Source organism: Zhenhengia yiwuensis, assembly GCF_014384995.1.
GTDB lineage: Bacteria > Bacillota > Clostridia > Lachnospirales > Cellulosilyticaceae > Zhenhengia > Zhenhengia yiwuensis.
Genome location: NZ_JACRSY010000001.1, coordinates 60,172 through 75,800 on the forward strand (window position 1 = coordinate 60,172; position 15,629 = coordinate 75,800).

Below are 15,629 nucleotides of genomic sequence, written 5' to 3' on the forward strand. Positions count from 1 at the left end.
TGATAAAATTTATACGTTGTAATAAGTATGTAATAAATTTAATATTAACAAAATAATTTTAGGGACTAGAGAAGGAACGCACATGAAGGACTTTTTAATAAATATAAAATCAAGTAAGCATACATATAAGATTATAGCTGGCATTGCAGTTGTAGGTTTAACATTTGGGATAATAGGAATGCAAAATAATTCCTATGCCATTTCTGTAGATGGTGAAGTTGTGGGTGTTGTAAAAACAAAAGAAGAGGCACAAGCAGCCTTCGAGAATATTGTAACGGAACTTAAGGATCAAAAGGGCGTAGATATTGCTATTAAAGAAACAGTAACTGTAGAGCATGTTAATAGTAAAGTAAAAGAAATTGAGACACAAGATATTTTAGAAGCAACTTTAAAGGATACAATCAGCTATGAAATAGAGGCATATGAAATTCTGGTAGATGGTGAAGTGAAAGCAGTTGTAGAGACTCAGAAAATAGCAGAGCGTATTTTGTCTGATATTGCTAAAATGCATCTACCAGAAGGCTCCGGAGTAGAGCTAGATGTAAAAAAAATAGAAGAAGTTAATGAGACATCTGGTTCAGGGCAGGTAGAGGTGACAGAATCTATAGAAGCAACTAAGTTAGAACCAGCTACTATACAGACAGTACAAGACAATGGGAAAGGAGAAAATGCATTAGCGACTGAAAATGAAACTTCTCCTATTGAGGTTTTAGAAGTTAAAGATGCACTTAAAGAACCAGAGGTTAAGTCGGAGGTAAAAGTAGGTACTGTAGACAAAAAAGAAGAAGAGAAGGAAGAGCCTACAGAAGGACAGAAAATAGCACGTGAGCTTACAGAGTTTGACTTTAATGAAGAAGTTATTGTAAGAAGTACATATATTGATGAAGAGCAAATTCTAAGTGAAGAAGAAGCTAAAAATATTCTTTTAGGTAATACAGAAGAAATTGTAGAATATGAACTTAAAGAGGGCGATAATATTTGGGATATTGCCATTAAACATGGTACAACTATGGACCACATTTTAGAAATCAATCCGCAGATTGAAGATGAAACACGTATGCAGATTGGAGAGGTTATTAAGTTAGAGGTACCAGATCCTATTTTATCTATTTCTACAACGGAGCAAGCTACTTTTAAAGAACTTATTCCAGCAGAGATAGAGTATGTAGAATTCTCAGACCTTTATAAAGATGAGACTAAAGTTTATCAAGAAGGATATGATGGCGTAAAAGAGATTACAGTAGATGTACATAAAGTAAATGGTAAGGAAGTAAGTCGTGATTTAATTACAGAAAAAGTACTTAAAGAGCCGAAAACAAAAGTTATTGCTTTTGGTACAAAAGAAAAGCCAAAACCAACAAGTACAAGTACCAATAAAAAACCAAGTTCATCTGCGTCAAGTAGTAATTCAGGTATGTTCATGCATCCATTAAATGGTGGGGGTACCCTAACTTCAAATTATGGAAGCAGATGGGGATCATTCCATAGAGGACTTGATATTGCAGCATCTGCAGGAACACCAATTTATGCGGCGGCATCAGGAACAGTTACTTATTCAGGATATAATAATGGTGGATTTGGTAAACTGATTATCATTGACCATAATAATGGTTACCAAACTTACTATGCACATTGTAGTAGTTTATATGTACAAGTAGGGCAAAAAGTATCTAAAGGCCAAAATATTGCTGGAGTAGGAAGTACAGGTAATTCCACAGGTAATCATGTTCACTTTGAAATCAGAAGTAATGGGACACCAATTAATCCATATAACTATGTATATTAATATATAAATAAAACAGGCAGCTTATTATCAGCTGCCTGTTTTTTCATTATCATACATATGCTCATTTGTAATTTGACCTTGGTCCATAGAGACAATACGGTCAGCTACTTTCTTAGCAAACTCCATATCGTGTGTAATAATCAACATGCTCATACCTTTGACTTTTAAACTTTTAATAAGATTGGCTACATCATCTGTCAGTGCTGGATCAAGAGCAGAAGTAGGTTCATCAAAACACATGAGTTTGGGATTAAGTGCTAAAGCACGCCCGATAGCAACACGTTGTTTCTGGCCACCAGAAAGTTCATAAGGATAACTGTTAGCTTTACCTGATAGACCTAAAAAACCTAAAATATTTAGAGCATCTTGAGTAGCCTTTTCTTTTGCAATGCCTAATACACGGGTAGGAGCTTCAGTTATATTTTCTATTACAGAAAGGTGTGGGAAAAGATTGAAGTTTTGAAAGACTAAGCCAATGTTTCGGCGAATAGCTTTTAAATCTTGTTTACTGGCATAGCGCCCATCTTTTAAGAGATAATTATTTCCCAGGCAAATAGAGCCTGATTCACATTTCTCAAGATAATTAATACTACGTAAGAGTGTAGTCTTTCCACCCCCTGAAGGCCCCACTACAACAAGGATTTCACCAGGATAAATATGAAGGTTTACACCTTTTAGAACGGCATTAGAGCCAAAGCTTTTATATAAGTTTTCAATATGTAGCATAGAGGACCTCCTTATTGGTAGTAATCATATTTTTTTTCTATAACAGTCATAATTTTAGATAAAATAGCTGTAAGGATGAGATAAACAATAGCAATGATAATAAGTGGTATTAAGGAAGAATCGCGATTGCAGGCAATTTTTCCAACCTTTAAGAGCTCATCAAGTCCAATAATGTAAACGAGAGCTGTATCTTTAATAAGTGTGACAACTTCGTTGCCTACAGGGGGCAATACACGCTTTAATGCCTGTGGAAAGATAATATGAAAGAAAGTCTCTCTACCAGAAATTCCAAGAACTTCTGCGCCTTCATACTGTCCTTTGTCAATAGAGGTAATGCCAGCTCTAAAAATCTCTGCAAAGTAAGCACCATAATTAAGAGAAAAGGCAAAAAGGGCAGCTGGGAAACGGTCAAAAGTAATTCCTATAAGAGGAAGGCCAAAGAATACAAATACAATTTGAAGTAAAAGGGGAGTTCCGCGTATTACTACAATGTAAAGACTTGTAAGTGCCTTAACTAGTTTAAAACGGGATAGTCTCCCAAGTGCAAGTAGAATACCTAAAGGTATAGAAAAGATGAGGGTAAGTGCAAAAAGCTTTAGGGTAATCTCTAAACCTTCTAGTACTTGCGGCATAAGTAAAAGTGTATATTCAAAAATGTTGTTAATCATGTCCATAAAGGTTCCCCCTTAAAAATTAAATTTATTTACTCACATCACTGCCAAACCATTTTTCAGAGATTGCAGTAAGTGTACCGTCTTCCTTAAGATCGTTATAAGCTTCGTTAAAAGCCTCTACAGCTGATGTGTCGCCTTTACGGAAGCCAACACCATATTCTTCAGCACCAAAGTCTTCATCTAAAATACGATACTTGTCAGACCCTTTTAAGCTTATATAATAACGTATGACAACTTCATCAGCTACAACAGCATCAATACGACCAATATCAAGATCCATAAGGGCCTGATTGTTATCTTCATAAGTTGTAGCTTTACCACCATCAAATGACTTATAGAGTTCAGTTTCTTTTTCCATTGCTGTAACAGCACTAGATTCACTTTGAGCCCCTATTTTCTTACCAGCAAGATCTGCTTTAGACTGTATAGATGAATCTGCCAGTACAACTACAATTTGTTTATTATCTAGATAAGGCAAGGAAAAATCTACTTTTTCTTTACGTTCTGGTGTAATCGTATAGCCGTTCCAAATTAAATCGATATTGCCAGCAGAAAGTTCAGCTTCTTTCATAGACCAGTCAATAGGTTGGAGGGTAACTTCTTTGCCTAACTTTTTACACATAGCAGTAGCTAAATCTACGTCATATCCAGTTAGATTTCCATCTATATCTCTAAATCCGAGTGGTGCAAACGTATCGTCAAGACCGATAACCCAAGTATCTTTATCCACTATGGAAGAGGCTTTGTCAGAAGTAGTGTTGTCTGGTGTATTAGAGCAAGCTGCAAGACCTAGACTTAGTAATCCTATAAAAGATATAGTAAATAATTTCTTTACTAATTTTTTCATTATAAATCCCCCTTAATATAAATATATAGAATAATTAATTTAAACAATTTAGTATAGCAAAACTTTATCACATTAAAGTGAAGAAGTCAATGATTATTCAAAAAAATTTAAGAGCATAAAAAAAGACTTCTTACAAGTATAGAAGTCTTTTTTGTATTTTATAATTTAATTTTAATCCAGTTACCTTCAGAGAAACGGATGATATTAAGAATAAGACGTAGCCCCTGATCAAGAAGTAGTGCAATCCATGCCCCAAATAGTCCAAGTCCTAATGGGTAACAAAGAATATATGTAATAATAGGTCTAATAACTAAAATGCTGATAAAAGAAGTACGTGCTACGAATTTAGTATCTCCTGCCCCACGTAGTGAACCAGAAATGATAACTTGAGAAATCTGAAGAGGGGATACAGCTGCTACAATAAGCATAATGACACTTCCAAGAGCAATAATTTGTGGATCGTCTGTAAAAGCACCTATAAGAGGTATACGTCCAAAAATATAACCTAATACTAAAATGGATGATAAGATAAGACCAATACGCTGAGCGGTTTTACCATAAATAATAGAAAGGTCTGAACGTTTTGCACCAAGGTGACGACCTACCAGTGAAGAAGCAGCCATACTCATACCATCCCCAGCACTGAAAGTCATATTTAAAATGTTATTGCAGATTTGATGTGTTGCAAAAGCAACTGTACCAAGACTCGTAATCATTTTAGTATAGGCTAGGAAACCTATACGCATACAGAGCTGTTCTACCATAGCACTGCTACTGATATTAAAAATACTTTTTAATATTTTAAAATCTAGTTTCCAACTATCTTTAAGATGAAGTTTAAGTGGTGTTTTAGAACGAATAATCCCATAGGTAGAAATACTAAAAGCTACTATATTGCCAAGTACAGTAGCAATACCAGCACCGGCTACACCAAGAGCTGGAAAGCCAAAATGTCCCCCAATAAGTAAAAAGTTGAATACAAGATTAACGAGGTTAGCGGTAATATTCGTATACATAGCAATCTTAGTATTACCTGCACCTCGTTGAGCAGCATTAATATTCAGACTAAGTGCGTTGAAGAACATACCAATAACAATAATTCTAAAGTAAATAGTAGCATCAGTAAGTGTGTCACTACCTGCTCCCATCCAGTTTAAAATAGGTCTAGCAAAAATAAACCCTATACAGGCTAAAAGAGCTGAAAGAATACCTACTAAGATAATAGACTGACGTAGAATTTTATTAGCACTTACATAGTCTTCCTCACCACATCTCCTTGCAACTAATGCCGTTACCCCAATGTTAAGGGAAAAGATAATAGCAAGTAGAATAAAGGTAGGTTGCTGTGTAATCCCTACGGCAGCAATAGCTTCTGCACCAAGTATACCTACCATCATAGTATCCATAGCACCGACTAAACTAACCAGCACTCTTTCTACAGCAGATGGCCAAGCGAGATTAATCGTATTTTGATAAATCTGTTTAGAAGGTGGAATAGTACCAATTTGCTGAGCCGGTTTAATCATTTTTTCACAATTAAAAAAGTTAGATAAACTAAGTTCCATTGTATGTGACATCTCCCCAATAATACATAGTATAATTTAATATTTCAACTTATTAATATACTATAGATTACTATATATTACAATGAACATAAGTTAAGATTTAGATATTTTTAAGTAAGCATAATCTAAAGCAGATTCTAAATTGCTAAGGGATTTACCACCGCCTTGAGCAGAGAAATAACTGCCGCCACCACGGCCATCGATAAGGGTAATACTATCTTTCAGAAGGGTATCCATATTAAATTTCTTCAGCTCTTTAGAACACATAAAGATGAGATAGGCCTGCTCATCTAGCATAAGTCCAAGAAGGGCAATAGTATTTGGAGTAGCAGTAAGTTTAGAACCTAGCAACTGTACTTCTTTAAGTGTCCTATTTGAGAAGGACTTTTTGACAATGTGGCAATTGCGAATAATAGGGGCTTCTTCAAGTAAGCCTTTTACTTCGAATTCTGCAATTTTTTCTTTAAGCTTTCGGTTTTCGCTTATAAGGGTATTGGTATGTTGAGTAAGCGTTTCTACTCTAGTGAGAACATCTTGTTCATTGCCTTTAAGCATATGGCAAAGATGACGTACAAATTGGTCTTTAGAAAGGCTATCTGCTACACCGCGGTCCCCAGCAAGGAAGGTGATACGAAGATTTGTTTTATTCTTTTCCCATTTTATGAGTTTAATGAGCTGAACTTCTATGGTTGAAGAAGGATGTGTACCACAGCAAGGATTAATGTCTAGGTCTCCTATTTTTACAATACGAATCGGTTCGTAAGTTTTAGGAAGAGATTTTCTAATATTTAATTTTTTAAGCTCTTGCTTAGTAGGATAGAGGATTTCTACTTGAATATTTTCGTTAATAATAGCATTGGCAAGACGTTCTCCTTCTAAAAGCTGCTCAGATGTAAGCATTTTATCAATATCAATTGTACAGATTTCCCTACCTAAATGAAAGCTTACTGTGTTAGCCTGGAAAGCATCTAAAAGACAGGCCGATAGAATATGCTGAGCCATGTGTTGTTGCATATGATCTAGTCTACGTGCCCAGTCTAAACGGCATTTCGCCTTATGAATTTTAATTGGTTTTTTAGGGCTTACATGATAGATGGTGCCGTTTTCTTCATAGACATAAGTGATCGGTGAGTCTTCTATAAAACCTGTATCACTTGGCTGGCCACCGCCTTCGGGATAGAAAGCTGTTTGATCAAGAACAATATGAAAGTCTCCGCTTTTTTCAGTAATAGAAACTACTTCAGCAGTAAAAGTTTTTTGATAAGGATTAGTATAGTAAAGTTTTGACATGGTATAGCTCCTTTATTAATAATAAAAAATTGGTTATAGTAAATGTAAGTAATGTTATCAGTATAACAGGGTATAGGTATAAAGCGAAAGGTTATTGTTTTTTGAAGATAAGGTAGCTATAATAAAAGACTAGACAAAAGAGGACATCTAAGGAGGAAGGATATGAACTTAGAATTTTTAATAGGACCTTTAGTAGGTGGCTTAATCGGTTATATTACAAATGGCATTGCGATTAAAATGCTATTTAGACCACTAAGACCCCTTTATTTATTTGGGAAAAGAGTGCCTTTTACCCAAGGAATTATTCCAAAGGAAAGAGATCGTATAGCACATAGCGTTGGAGAAGTAGTAGCTAGAGAACTTATTAATCAAGAGACACTTAAAGAGAACCTTCTTTCACAAGAAATGTATACAAAAATAGAACGTGGTATAGAAGAATGGTTTATAAGTCAAAAGCAATCTAAAAAGACTGTAAGGCAGATACTTTGTGAAATGAGTACTCCTAAAGTTATTGAGGACTTATCAGATACATTAAAAGAAAAAGTTACAGATCTTTCTTATAAAAAGATAGTAGAGCTAGATATAGCAAGTAGTCTTTCAGAGTCGGCATGTAAAGAAATTAAGGGTCAACTTGGCATGTTTGCTATGTTTATGAATGATAGTATGATCGAAACTGCTAAATTAAAAATTGAAGAGCTTATTAACAAGATGATAGAAGAAAAAGCTGAAGATATGATTTATGATGTCATTGATAAAGAAGGTGATAAGCTTTTAGATGCATCTATTGAAACTGTTGCAGAGCATATAGAAGAATACTTGCCTAAGATTAAATATATTTTAATGAAGCAGTATACAGCTGTTGTAGAAACTCAGTTAGGAGATATGCTAGAGGGGCTAAATATTGAAAAGATTGTAGAAGATAAAATTAAAGCTTTTGATATGATAGAGCTTGAAAAACTTATTTTAGATATTATGGATAAAGAGTTAAAAGCAATTATATGGCTAGGTGCTGTAATCGGTGTTATCATGGGAACAATTATGAGTTTATTTTAGAAGAGAAGGATATGGGGCAAATGAGCGAATATAAAACAGCATTAGAAGAAGAAAAAAAGTATTTAGAACGTGTAACGGAATTCCTAGAAGAACAAATTCAAGGTTGTGGTATTGATATAAAAGGACAGAGAAAAAATCTTGTAGACATTAGAAGAGAAATGTATACAGAGGGCTCACGTTATACAGATGAGATGGACCGTATGGCTGAGCTTAATCAGTATATTACAATGGAAGCTGTTGAAAGCTCTCAGTATAAACATAAACTAGAAACACTAAAAAAATATGAAAAGATGATAGATAAACCTTATTTTGGACGTTTTGACTTTGCAGAAGAAGGTGAAGAGAAGGAATCTATTTATGTAGGCTATCATAATATCATGAATGATGATACTTATGAGGTATTAGCTTATGACTGGCGTGCACCTATTGCTAGTGTTTTTTATAGAAGTGAATTAGGACCTGCTAAATATATAGCACCTTATGGAGAAATTGAAGGAGAAGTATCTCTTAAGAGACAGTATGAGATTAAAAAAGGAGAATTAGAGTACTTCTTTGATTGTAGCTTAACGATTACCGATGAACTCTTACAGCAAGCATTAGGTAAAAATACATCCAGTAAAATGAAAAATATTGTGGAAACCATTCAAAAAGAGCAGGACCAGATCATAAGGGATAGGGAAAATGACCTTCTCATTGTGCAGGGCGTAGCAGGAAGTGGTAAAACATCTATTGCTATGCATCGTGTGGCCTTTTTGCTCTATGACAGATTAGAAAGTGGTTTAACACATAATCAGATTATGATTTTATCACCTAATCATCTTTTTGGAGAATATATTTCTAATGTTCTTCCAGAACTAGGGGAGGAAGATGTAGCTCACTTTACAGTAGAAGATATTTTTGAAAAATATTTTGGAAATCATTTACGTATACGTAATCGTAATAGTCAAATGGAATATATTATCGGAAGTAAGCATAGACAAAAAGTAAGAGAAACAATTGCTTTTAAAGGTTCAAAAGCGTATATAGAACTTTTAGATCGTTTGGTGGATTACTGTGAAACACATATGATTAAATTTACGGATATTTATTATGATAAGGAAATTGTTGTAGATAAGGATACATTAAAAAAAGATTTCTTAGATAATGCCATTAATATGTCTATTGTTAAGAGGCTAAATCGTATCGAAAGAATTATACTTGAGAAAATTAAACCTTTAGAGAAAGAAAAAAGAAAAGAAGTACTAGAAGAAATCGAAGCTTCTGGTGCATATGCCTTTGAAGAAGAGCGTAGATGTAAGGAAGTACTTAATGAATTTAGACAAGAGGTATTCAATCAGCTGAATCGTTTTATAAGGGTTAATATTTTCTTTGTGTATAAAAGAATGTTTACAGATGAAAAGCTCTTTAATCAGTTAGCTAAAGGACTTGATATGCCGTATAATGCTTTCCAAATGATGCGTTATAGCCTACGCGCTTTAAGACCAGAGTGTATACCTTATGAAGATGGAGTTGCCTTACTTTACTTAAAGCTTAAAATAGAAGGTACTAATCTTTATCAAGGCATTAGACAGGTTGTTATTGATGAAGCACAAGATTATTATCCAATACATTACAAAGTATTTGGGGAGCTCTTTAAAGGTGTACAGTATACTGTTCTAGGAGATGTGTGTCAAACTATTGAAAAGGAGGCTAGCCATACGATTTATGATGATGCCATAGAACTTTTAAATCCTAAACGTGCACTTAAGCTAGAACTTAATAAAAGCTACCGTTCTTCTTATGAAATTAATCAGTTGGCTATGAACTTAAGAGAAGATCAAAAGGCTTGTATTGCTATTGAAAGACATGAAGAGGCTCCTCTTATGCAAAAAGCTAATAATGAGGAAGATTTAAATGAAAAGATAGTGAATCAGGTAAAGGCTTATAAAGCAGCTGGACTTGAAAGTATTGCTATCTTGTGTAAAACAAAAGGTGAGGTACATGAAGCCTATGAAGCTTTAAAAGACCAGTTAGAGCTTAGTATTTTATCTTCAGATGATACGATACTTGAAAAAGGTATTCTCATTATGCCAATTTATATGGCAAAAGGATTAGAATATGATGGGGTCGTTGTTTATGATGCAAACGCTGAGAGGTATAAAGAAGCTTTTGATAAACAACTTTTATATATTGCAACTACAAGAGCACTTCATAGACTTTCCTTTATTTATAAAGGCCAGATAAGTCCTTTCTTAGAAGAAGCCATCAAGAAGGGAAGCATTGACAAGGCATAGAGGATGCACTAATATACTACTTGAAAAACTTAATAATTGTTAGAGGTGCTATTTACTAGCTTAATAGGGAAACAGATGCAATTGCTGTACGGTCCCGCCGCTGTGATGAGGAGAAACGATGATAAACCACTTTCTTAAAAAAGAAGGGAAGGGCATCGTTTTGATGATTCTAAGTCAGAAGACCTGCCTTTTAATAAAACACTATGAACTCTACGAGCGATGGAGGGTGTGCGAAACATAACTGAAAAACAGTTATGTATTTTAGCGTGCATTGAATCTCCCACTTGTAGTGGGAGATTTTTTTATAACTAAAAAAGGAGTTTGCCTATGGATACATATGTTGTAAAAGGTCAACAAGTATTGAGATATGGATATACCACAGGAAGCTGTGCAGCAGCTAGCGCTAAGGCTGCTACTAGAATGCTTTTGATGAATGAAGAAGTGAGTGAGGTTAAGCTTATAACCCCTAAGGGGATTACACTTTCGTTAGAAGTGTGTGATATAGAGAGAAGTCAGGATGCAGTCAGCTGTGCTGTTGTAAAAGATGCCGGAGATGATCCAGATGTAACGCATGGTATGAAGATTTATGCAAGTGTCAGAAGATGTAAGGGAGCTGGGGTCCATATTGATGGAGGGATTGGTATTGGCAGAGTCACTATGAGAGGGTTAGCGTGTCCTGTAGGGAGTGCTGCCATTAATCCTGTGCCTTACAAAATGATTGGAGAAGAAGTAAAAAAAGTATGTGATGAGGTAAGTTATAGTGGCGGGATAGAAGTTATTATTTATGCACCAGAAGGGGAAGAAGTAGCTAAGAAGACTTTTAATCCTAGATTGGGTATAGTAGGGGGGATTTCTATACTAGGAACAAGTGGGATTGTAGAACCTATGAGTGAAGCAGCTCTTATTGATACCATAAAAGCTGAATTAGATGTGCAGTATGCAGCTGGTAAAAAGTGCATTTTAATTTGTCCTGGTAATTATGGAGCGGACTTTGCAAGGGATAAGTTCGGGCTAGATTTAAATAAGGCTGTTAAATACAGTAATTATTTAGGTGAAGCTTTAGACTACATCGCTTATTTAGGCTTTGAAAAAGTTTTAGTTGTCGGGCATAGTGGTAAGTTAGTTAAGGTAGCAGCAGGAGTTATGAATACCCATTCTAGATATGCAGATGGTAGATTGGAAGTACTGGCTGCTCACGGAGCTTTATGTGGATGTAAAGCGAATATTATTAAGCGAATTATGGAAAGTGTAACAACAGAAGAAGCATTGAGACACTTGAAAGAAGCAGGTAGCTTTGAAAGTACCATGCAAAGTGTCATGAATAAAATAAAAATGCATATAGATTTTAGGGTACAGCATAAAGTAAATGTACAAATTATTATGTTTTCAAATGAAATGGGCGTTATTAGTAAGACTGATAAGGCATTAGAAATATTAAAAGACTATCAGATGGAGGAGTAGAAATGAAGGGAAAATTATACGGTGTAGGAGTAGGTCCAGGAGATCCAAAACTAATGACTTATAAAGCAGTAGAGACAATACAGAAATGTCAAGTTGTTGCAGTACCTAAATCAGGCAATTCAGAGCAGGTCGCATTAAATATAGCAAAAGAATTTATTAAGAATCAAACACTGATTGATTGCTATATGCCTATGATTCGTGATAAACAAGCCCTAAGAAAACAGCATGAAGAAGTAGTAAGTGAGCTTAAAGGATATTTAGATAAAGGGCAGGATATTGCTTTCTTAACATTAGGTGATCCTACTATTTATTCTACATATATGTATATTCATCGTCTTATAAAAGAGATGGGGTATGAAACAGAAATTATTCCTGGCATCTCTTCTATATGCAGTGTAGCTGCTGCTTTAAATGACTCTTTGTGTGAGGGAAGTGACTGTTTACATATTATCCCTGCTTCTTATAAGGGGAAGGAAGACTATTTGGATTTAGAAGGGACTAAGGTGCTTATGAAAACAGGTAAATCTATGGAGAAGGTTAAACAGCATCTGAAAGAGAAAGGCTTATATGAAAGAGCACGGGCAGTAGAATGTGCAAGTATGCCTAATGAAAAAATTCATGAGAGTTTAGATACAGTGGAAGAAAGTAGTTATTTTTCTGTCATTGTAGTAAAGGAGAGATAGAATGATTCATTTTGTAGGTGCAGGTCCAGGAGATATAGAGTTAATTACAGTTAAGGGGCAGAGATTACTTAGTGAAGCCGATTTAGTGATTTATGCAGGTTCTTTAGTTAATCCAGAATTACTCAAAGTATGTAAAGAGGAAGCTGTTATTTTAGATAGCGCTTCTATGACGTTAGAAGAAGTGATAGAAGAAATGGTTAGAGGATGGAAAAAGGGGCAGAAGATAGTTCGTCTTCATACAGGAGACCCGAGTATTTATGGTGCAATCAGAGAGCAAATGGATCTTTTAGATACCTATGGAGCAGATTATGAAGTCGTACCTGGTGTAAGTTCTTTTTGCGGAGCGGCATCAGCACTTAAGGCGGAGTATACTTTGCCTAATGTTAGTCAGACTGTTATTTTGACACGGGCTGGAGGGCGTACGCCTGTGCCAGAGAAGGAGGAATTGTCTCTACTAGCATCTCATGGTGCTACTATGGTCATTTTCCTAAGTATAAGTCTAGCTGACAAGGTCAAGGAAGAGTTACTTAAAGGAGGCTATGCCTTAGATACACCAGTAGCTATTGTCTACAAAGCCACTTGGCCAGAGGAGAAGGTGTATAGAGGTATACTTGAAAAGTTGCCTCAGATGATAGAGGAGCACCATTTAACGAAGACAGCACTTATTGTAGTAGGGGAGTTTTTAGGAGATAGATATGAACGCTCCAAACTTTATGACCCTACTTTTACCCATTTATTTAGAGAGGCTTCAAAATGAGATATGCCATTATTTCTTTTACAGTACATGGAGCAAAGCTCAACAGAAAGTTAGGAGAACTTTTAGAAGATGCCAAGGGTTATCATCTTTCTAAATACAAAGAAGAGGGGCTAAAGGGGGTAGAGGGTTCTCTAAAAGAATGGACTAAAATGAACTTTAAGGACTATGAAGTGCTTATTTACATAGGAGCAACAGGGATTGCTGTACGTGCTATTGCCCCTTTTCTAGTAAGTAAAGATAAGGATCCCGCAGTTTTATGTATAGATGAACTTGGACAAAATGTTATACCTTTAGTATCAGGTCATATAGGAGGAGCTAATGGTTGTGCCAAGTATATTGCAAGTTTAATAGGTGGAAGAGCCATTATTTCTACAGCTACAGATTTAGAGGGGCGTTTTGCTGTTGATGAATGGGCAGTAGAAAGAGGACTTATTTTAACAGATTTAAAAAAAGCTAAATCTATAGCAAGTGATATTTTGAAGGATAAGACTATTGGTTTTGTAAGTGATTTCCCTGTAGAAGGGAAACTTCCTAAACAAGTTTTAGAGAGTAGCTATGGAGAAATAGGTATTTATATTGGATATGATAAGGGTAAAAAACCTTTTAAGGAAACATTGTGGCTCATTCCTAAAGGGTTAACGTTAGGAATAGGATGTAGAAAAGGAACATCTTTTGAGCAGATAGAAAGGCTTATAAGAGGGCAGCTAGAAAAATTAGATATACCGATAGAAGCTATAGGAAAAGTTGTATCTATAGACCTAAAGCAGGAAGAACAAGGTTTATTAGAATGGGCTACTCATTATCATAAGTCTATAAGTTTTTATAGTGCCCATGAATTAAATCAAATAGAAGGTGATTTTACTCCTTCATCTTTTGTGAAACAAATTACAGGTGTAGAGAATGTATGTGAACGCTCAGCTGTTAAAGGGAGTGATGGAGGTAAATTACTTTTAAAAAAAGTTGCTTTAGATGGGGTAACAATGGCACTTGCTATGCCTTATTATACAGTGACATTCGAGAGAGAGGGATTAAGATGAAATTATATGTAGTAGGGCTTGGACCTGGTGGTGTTTATGAAATGACAAACCGAGCTGTAGCAGCTCTTGAGGCAAGTGATGTAATTGTAGGGTATACAGTATATGTCGATTTAATTAGAGAGCAGTTTAGTTACAAAACGTTACTTGCAACAGGTATGAAGAAGGAAGTAGAACGCTGCAAAATAGCTGTGGAGGAATGCTTGAAAGGTAAGACTGTAGCGATGGTATGCAGTGGTGATGCTGGTGTATATGGTATGGCAGGCATTGTTCATGAAGTAGCTAGAATGTATCCGGAAGTGGATATAGAAGTTGTACCGGGTGTTACAGCAGCCTGTAGTGCAGCAGCAGTTTTAGGAGCACCTCTTATTCATGATTTTGTACTCATTAGCTTAAGTGATTTACTTACACCATGGGAGAAGATTGAAAAGCGTCTCCTGCTTGCGGCAGAGGCAGATTTTGTGATTTGTCTTTATAATCCATCAAGTAAGAAGCGACATGACTATTTAGAAAAAGCTTGTGATCTAATAATGAAATATAAAGCAAAAGATACAGTATGTGGCTATGTACAACATATTGGAAGAGAAGGGCAGATGAGTCATACTTGTACTTTAGAAGAACTTAAAAGTGCAAAAGTAGATATGTTTACTACAATCATTATAGGCAATAGTGAAACAAGACTTATTCATGAAAAAATGGTTACACCTAGAGGGTATGAGAAGCGTTATGAAGTATAAGAAAATTTTTATTTTAGGTGGAACGACAGAAGGCAGAATGCTTGCAGAGTATTTAATAAGAAAAGATGTAGAAGTATGGCTTAGCGTAGCTACAGACTATGGAAAAGAACAGATGCATCATACAGAAGGTATTTATCTTATAGAAGAGCGATTAGATGAAAGGGCTATGTTGCAATTGCTTAAAGAGAAACAGTTTGACTGTGTGTTAGATGCTACACATCCCTATGCACAGCTTGTGACACAAAATATCAAGTCTGCTTGTGAAAAAGTAGGTGTGCTTTATAAAAGAATTATCCGAGAGAGCTATGACAAGGAAGAGGGGATTTATTATTTTGATAATGTAGCAGAAATAGTCCATTTCCTAAGTCAGGTGGAAGGCGATGTACTGCTCACTACAGGTAGTAAGGATTTAGCATCTTTTACACTACTTAACCACTATGAGCAGAGGCTATATGTACGTATGCTACCTATGCCAAAAGGTATTGAGATTGCTATAAGTTTAGGATATCAGATGAGTCATTTAATTTGTATGCAAGGTCCTTTTTCTTATGAAATGAATAAGGCTTTATTAAGGCATGTTAAAGCTAAATACCTAGTGACAAAGGATTCCGGAGATATAGGTGGTATGCAAGATAAAGTAAGAGCGGCTAAGGCGTTAGGGGTAGAGGTCATTTGTTTAACAAGGCCTGTTAAAGAAGAGGGTCTTAGGTTAGAGCAAATCTATCAGTGGCTGGAGGAGTGAG

The 15,629-nt window shown here is 35.5% G+C and carries 14 protein-coding genes and 1 riboswitch; of the genes, 9 read left to right on the forward strand and 5 right to left on the reverse strand.

Annotation, left to right across the window (positions count from 1 at the left end):
- The first annotated feature begins 82 nt into the window (after window positions 1–82).
- Complete coding sequence (locus H8718_RS00250; RefSeq protein ID WP_249331090.1) at window positions 83–1,786, forward strand: M23 family metallopeptidase; 1,704 nt, start codon at window positions 83–85, stop codon at window positions 1,784–1,786.
- A gap of 27 nt (window positions 1,787–1,813) precedes the next feature.
- Here the strand turns inward: H8718_RS00250 and H8718_RS00255 are convergent, their stop codons facing one another.
- The 5 genes from H8718_RS00255 to H8718_RS00275 all read right to left on the reverse strand — a co-directional run bounded on the left by H8718_RS00255 (window position 1,814) and on the right by H8718_RS00275 (window position 6,888).
- Entirely contained in the window at window positions 1,814–2,512 is a 699-nt protein-coding gene (locus H8718_RS00255) for an amino acid ABC transporter ATP-binding protein (protein WP_249331091.1), read from the reverse strand.
- Window positions 2,513–2,523: 11 nt separating this feature from the next.
- Window positions 2,524–3,186 (reverse strand): amino acid ABC transporter permease, encoded by a 663-nt coding sequence (locus tag H8718_RS00260; protein ID WP_249331092.1) that lies wholly within the window; start codon window positions 3,184–3,186, stop codon window positions 2,524–2,526.
- A 25-nt stretch (window positions 3,187–3,211) separates the two neighbouring features.
- The gene (locus tag H8718_RS00265; protein ID WP_249331093.1) at window positions 3,212–4,033 is read right to left on the reverse strand and encodes an amino acid ABC transporter substrate-binding protein; all 822 of its coding nucleotides are present in this window, start codon (window positions 4,031–4,033) and stop codon (window positions 3,212–3,214) included.
- Between the two features lie 158 nt (window positions 4,034–4,191).
- Window positions 4,192–5,598: an MATE family efflux transporter gene (locus tag H8718_RS00270; protein ID WP_249331094.1), complete on the reverse strand. Its 1,407-nt coding sequence runs from the start codon at window positions 5,596–5,598 to the stop codon at window positions 4,192–4,194.
- Between the two features lie 93 nt (window positions 5,599–5,691).
- Window positions 5,692–6,888, reverse strand: coding sequence for an alanyl-tRNA editing protein (locus tag H8718_RS00275; protein ID WP_249331095.1), 1,197 nt, complete (start codon window positions 6,886–6,888; stop codon window positions 5,692–5,694).
- 162 nt (window positions 6,889–7,050) lie between these two features.
- Here H8718_RS00275 and H8718_RS00280 point away from each other — a divergent pair, with 162 nt between their 5' ends.
- The 8 genes from H8718_RS00280 (at window position 7,051) to cobK (ending at window position 15,628) form a co-directional block, all read left to right on the forward strand.
- On the forward strand, window positions 7,051–7,941 hold the full coding sequence (locus H8718_RS00280) for a DUF445 domain-containing protein (RefSeq protein WP_249331096.1): 891 nt from the start codon (window positions 7,051–7,053) through the stop codon (window positions 7,939–7,941).
- Window positions 7,942–7,961: 20 nt separating this feature from the next.
- Complete coding sequence (locus H8718_RS00285) at window positions 7,962–10,214, forward strand: HelD family protein (protein WP_249331097.1); 2,253 nt, start codon at window positions 7,962–7,964, stop codon at window positions 10,212–10,214.
- Between the two features lie 26 nt (window positions 10,215–10,240).
- Window positions 10,241–10,419, forward strand: a riboswitch (cobalamin riboswitch).
- 122 nt (window positions 10,420–10,541) lie between these two features.
- Window positions 10,542–11,675: a cobalt-precorrin-5B (C(1))-methyltransferase CbiD gene (cbiD, locus tag H8718_RS00290; protein WP_249331098.1), complete on the forward strand. Its 1,134-nt coding sequence runs from the start codon at window positions 10,542–10,544 to the stop codon at window positions 11,673–11,675.
- A 2-nt stretch (window positions 11,676–11,677) separates the two neighbouring features.
- Window positions 11,678–12,358, forward strand: coding sequence for a precorrin-2 C(20)-methyltransferase (gene cobI, locus H8718_RS00295; protein ID WP_177671270.1), 681 nt, complete (start codon window positions 11,678–11,680; stop codon window positions 12,356–12,358).
- A 1-nt stretch (window position 12,359) separates the two neighbouring features.
- Window positions 12,360–13,115 (forward strand): precorrin-4 C(11)-methyltransferase, encoded by a 756-nt coding sequence (gene cobM, locus H8718_RS00300; protein WP_249331099.1) that lies wholly within the window; start codon window positions 12,360–12,362, stop codon window positions 13,113–13,115.
- Window positions 13,112–14,152, forward strand: a complete 1,041-nt coding sequence (locus H8718_RS00305; RefSeq protein ID WP_249331100.1) for a cobalt-precorrin 5A hydrolase — start codon at window positions 13,112–13,114, stop codon at window positions 14,150–14,152. The genes cobM and H8718_RS00305 overlap by 4 nt, the downstream gene beginning before the upstream one ends.
- A complete protein-coding gene (gene cobJ / locus H8718_RS00310; protein WP_177671267.1) occupies window positions 14,149–14,886 on the forward strand; it encodes a precorrin-3B C(17)-methyltransferase in 738 nt (245 codons plus the stop codon). The genes H8718_RS00305 and cobJ overlap by 4 nt, the downstream gene beginning before the upstream one ends.
- Entirely contained in the window at window positions 14,876–15,628 is a 753-nt protein-coding gene (gene cobK, locus H8718_RS00315; RefSeq protein WP_249331101.1) for a precorrin-6A reductase, read from the forward strand. Before cobJ ends, cobK begins: the two co-directional genes overlap by 11 nt.
- Window position 15,629 lies beyond the last annotated feature (1 nt).

What these genes read in the sequence shown, in the direction of transcription:
- H8718_RS00280 (WP_249331096.1), top strand. Translation starts at nt 7,051, where the DNA reads ATGAACTTAGAATTTTTAATAGGACCTTTAGTAGGTGGCTTAATCGGT.
- H8718_RS00255 (WP_249331091.1), bottom strand. Translation starts at nt 2,512, where the DNA reads ATGCTACATATTGAAAACTTATATAAAAGCTTTGGCTCTAATGCCGTT.
- cobK (WP_249331101.1), top strand. Translation starts at nt 14,876, where the DNA reads ATGAAGTATAAGAAAATTTTTATTTTAGGTGGAACGACAGAAGGCAGA.
- H8718_RS00285 (WP_249331097.1), top strand. Translation starts at nt 7,962, where the DNA reads ATGAGCGAATATAAAACAGCATTAGAAGAAGAAAAAAAGTATTTAGAA.
- H8718_RS00275 (WP_249331095.1), bottom strand. Translation starts at nt 6,888, where the DNA reads ATGTCAAAACTTTACTATACTAATCCTTATCAAAAAACTTTTACTGCT.
- cobM (WP_249331099.1), top strand. Translation starts at nt 12,360, where the DNA reads ATGATTCATTTTGTAGGTGCAGGTCCAGGAGATATAGAGTTAATTACA.
- H8718_RS00260 (WP_249331092.1), bottom strand. Translation starts at nt 3,186, where the DNA reads ATGGACATGATTAACAACATTTTTGAATATACACTTTTACTTATGCCG.
- cobI (WP_177671270.1), top strand. Translation starts at nt 11,678, where the DNA reads ATGAAGGGAAAATTATACGGTGTAGGAGTAGGTCCAGGAGATCCAAAA.
- H8718_RS00270 (WP_249331094.1), bottom strand. Translation starts at nt 5,598, where the DNA reads ATGGAACTTAGTTTATCTAACTTTTTTAATTGTGAAAAAATGATTAAA.
- cbiD (WP_249331098.1), top strand. Translation starts at nt 10,542, where the DNA reads ATGGATACATATGTTGTAAAAGGTCAACAAGTATTGAGATATGGATAT.
- H8718_RS00305 (WP_249331100.1), top strand. Translation starts at nt 13,112, where the DNA reads ATGAGATATGCCATTATTTCTTTTACAGTACATGGAGCAAAGCTCAAC.
- H8718_RS00250 (WP_249331090.1), top strand. Translation starts at nt 83, where the DNA reads ATGAAGGACTTTTTAATAAATATAAAATCAAGTAAGCATACATATAAG.
- cobJ (WP_177671267.1), top strand. Translation starts at nt 14,149, where the DNA reads ATGAAATTATATGTAGTAGGGCTTGGACCTGGTGGTGTTTATGAAATG.
- H8718_RS00265 (WP_249331093.1), bottom strand. Translation starts at nt 4,033, where the DNA reads ATGAAAAAATTAGTAAAGAAATTATTTACTATATCTTTTATAGGATTA.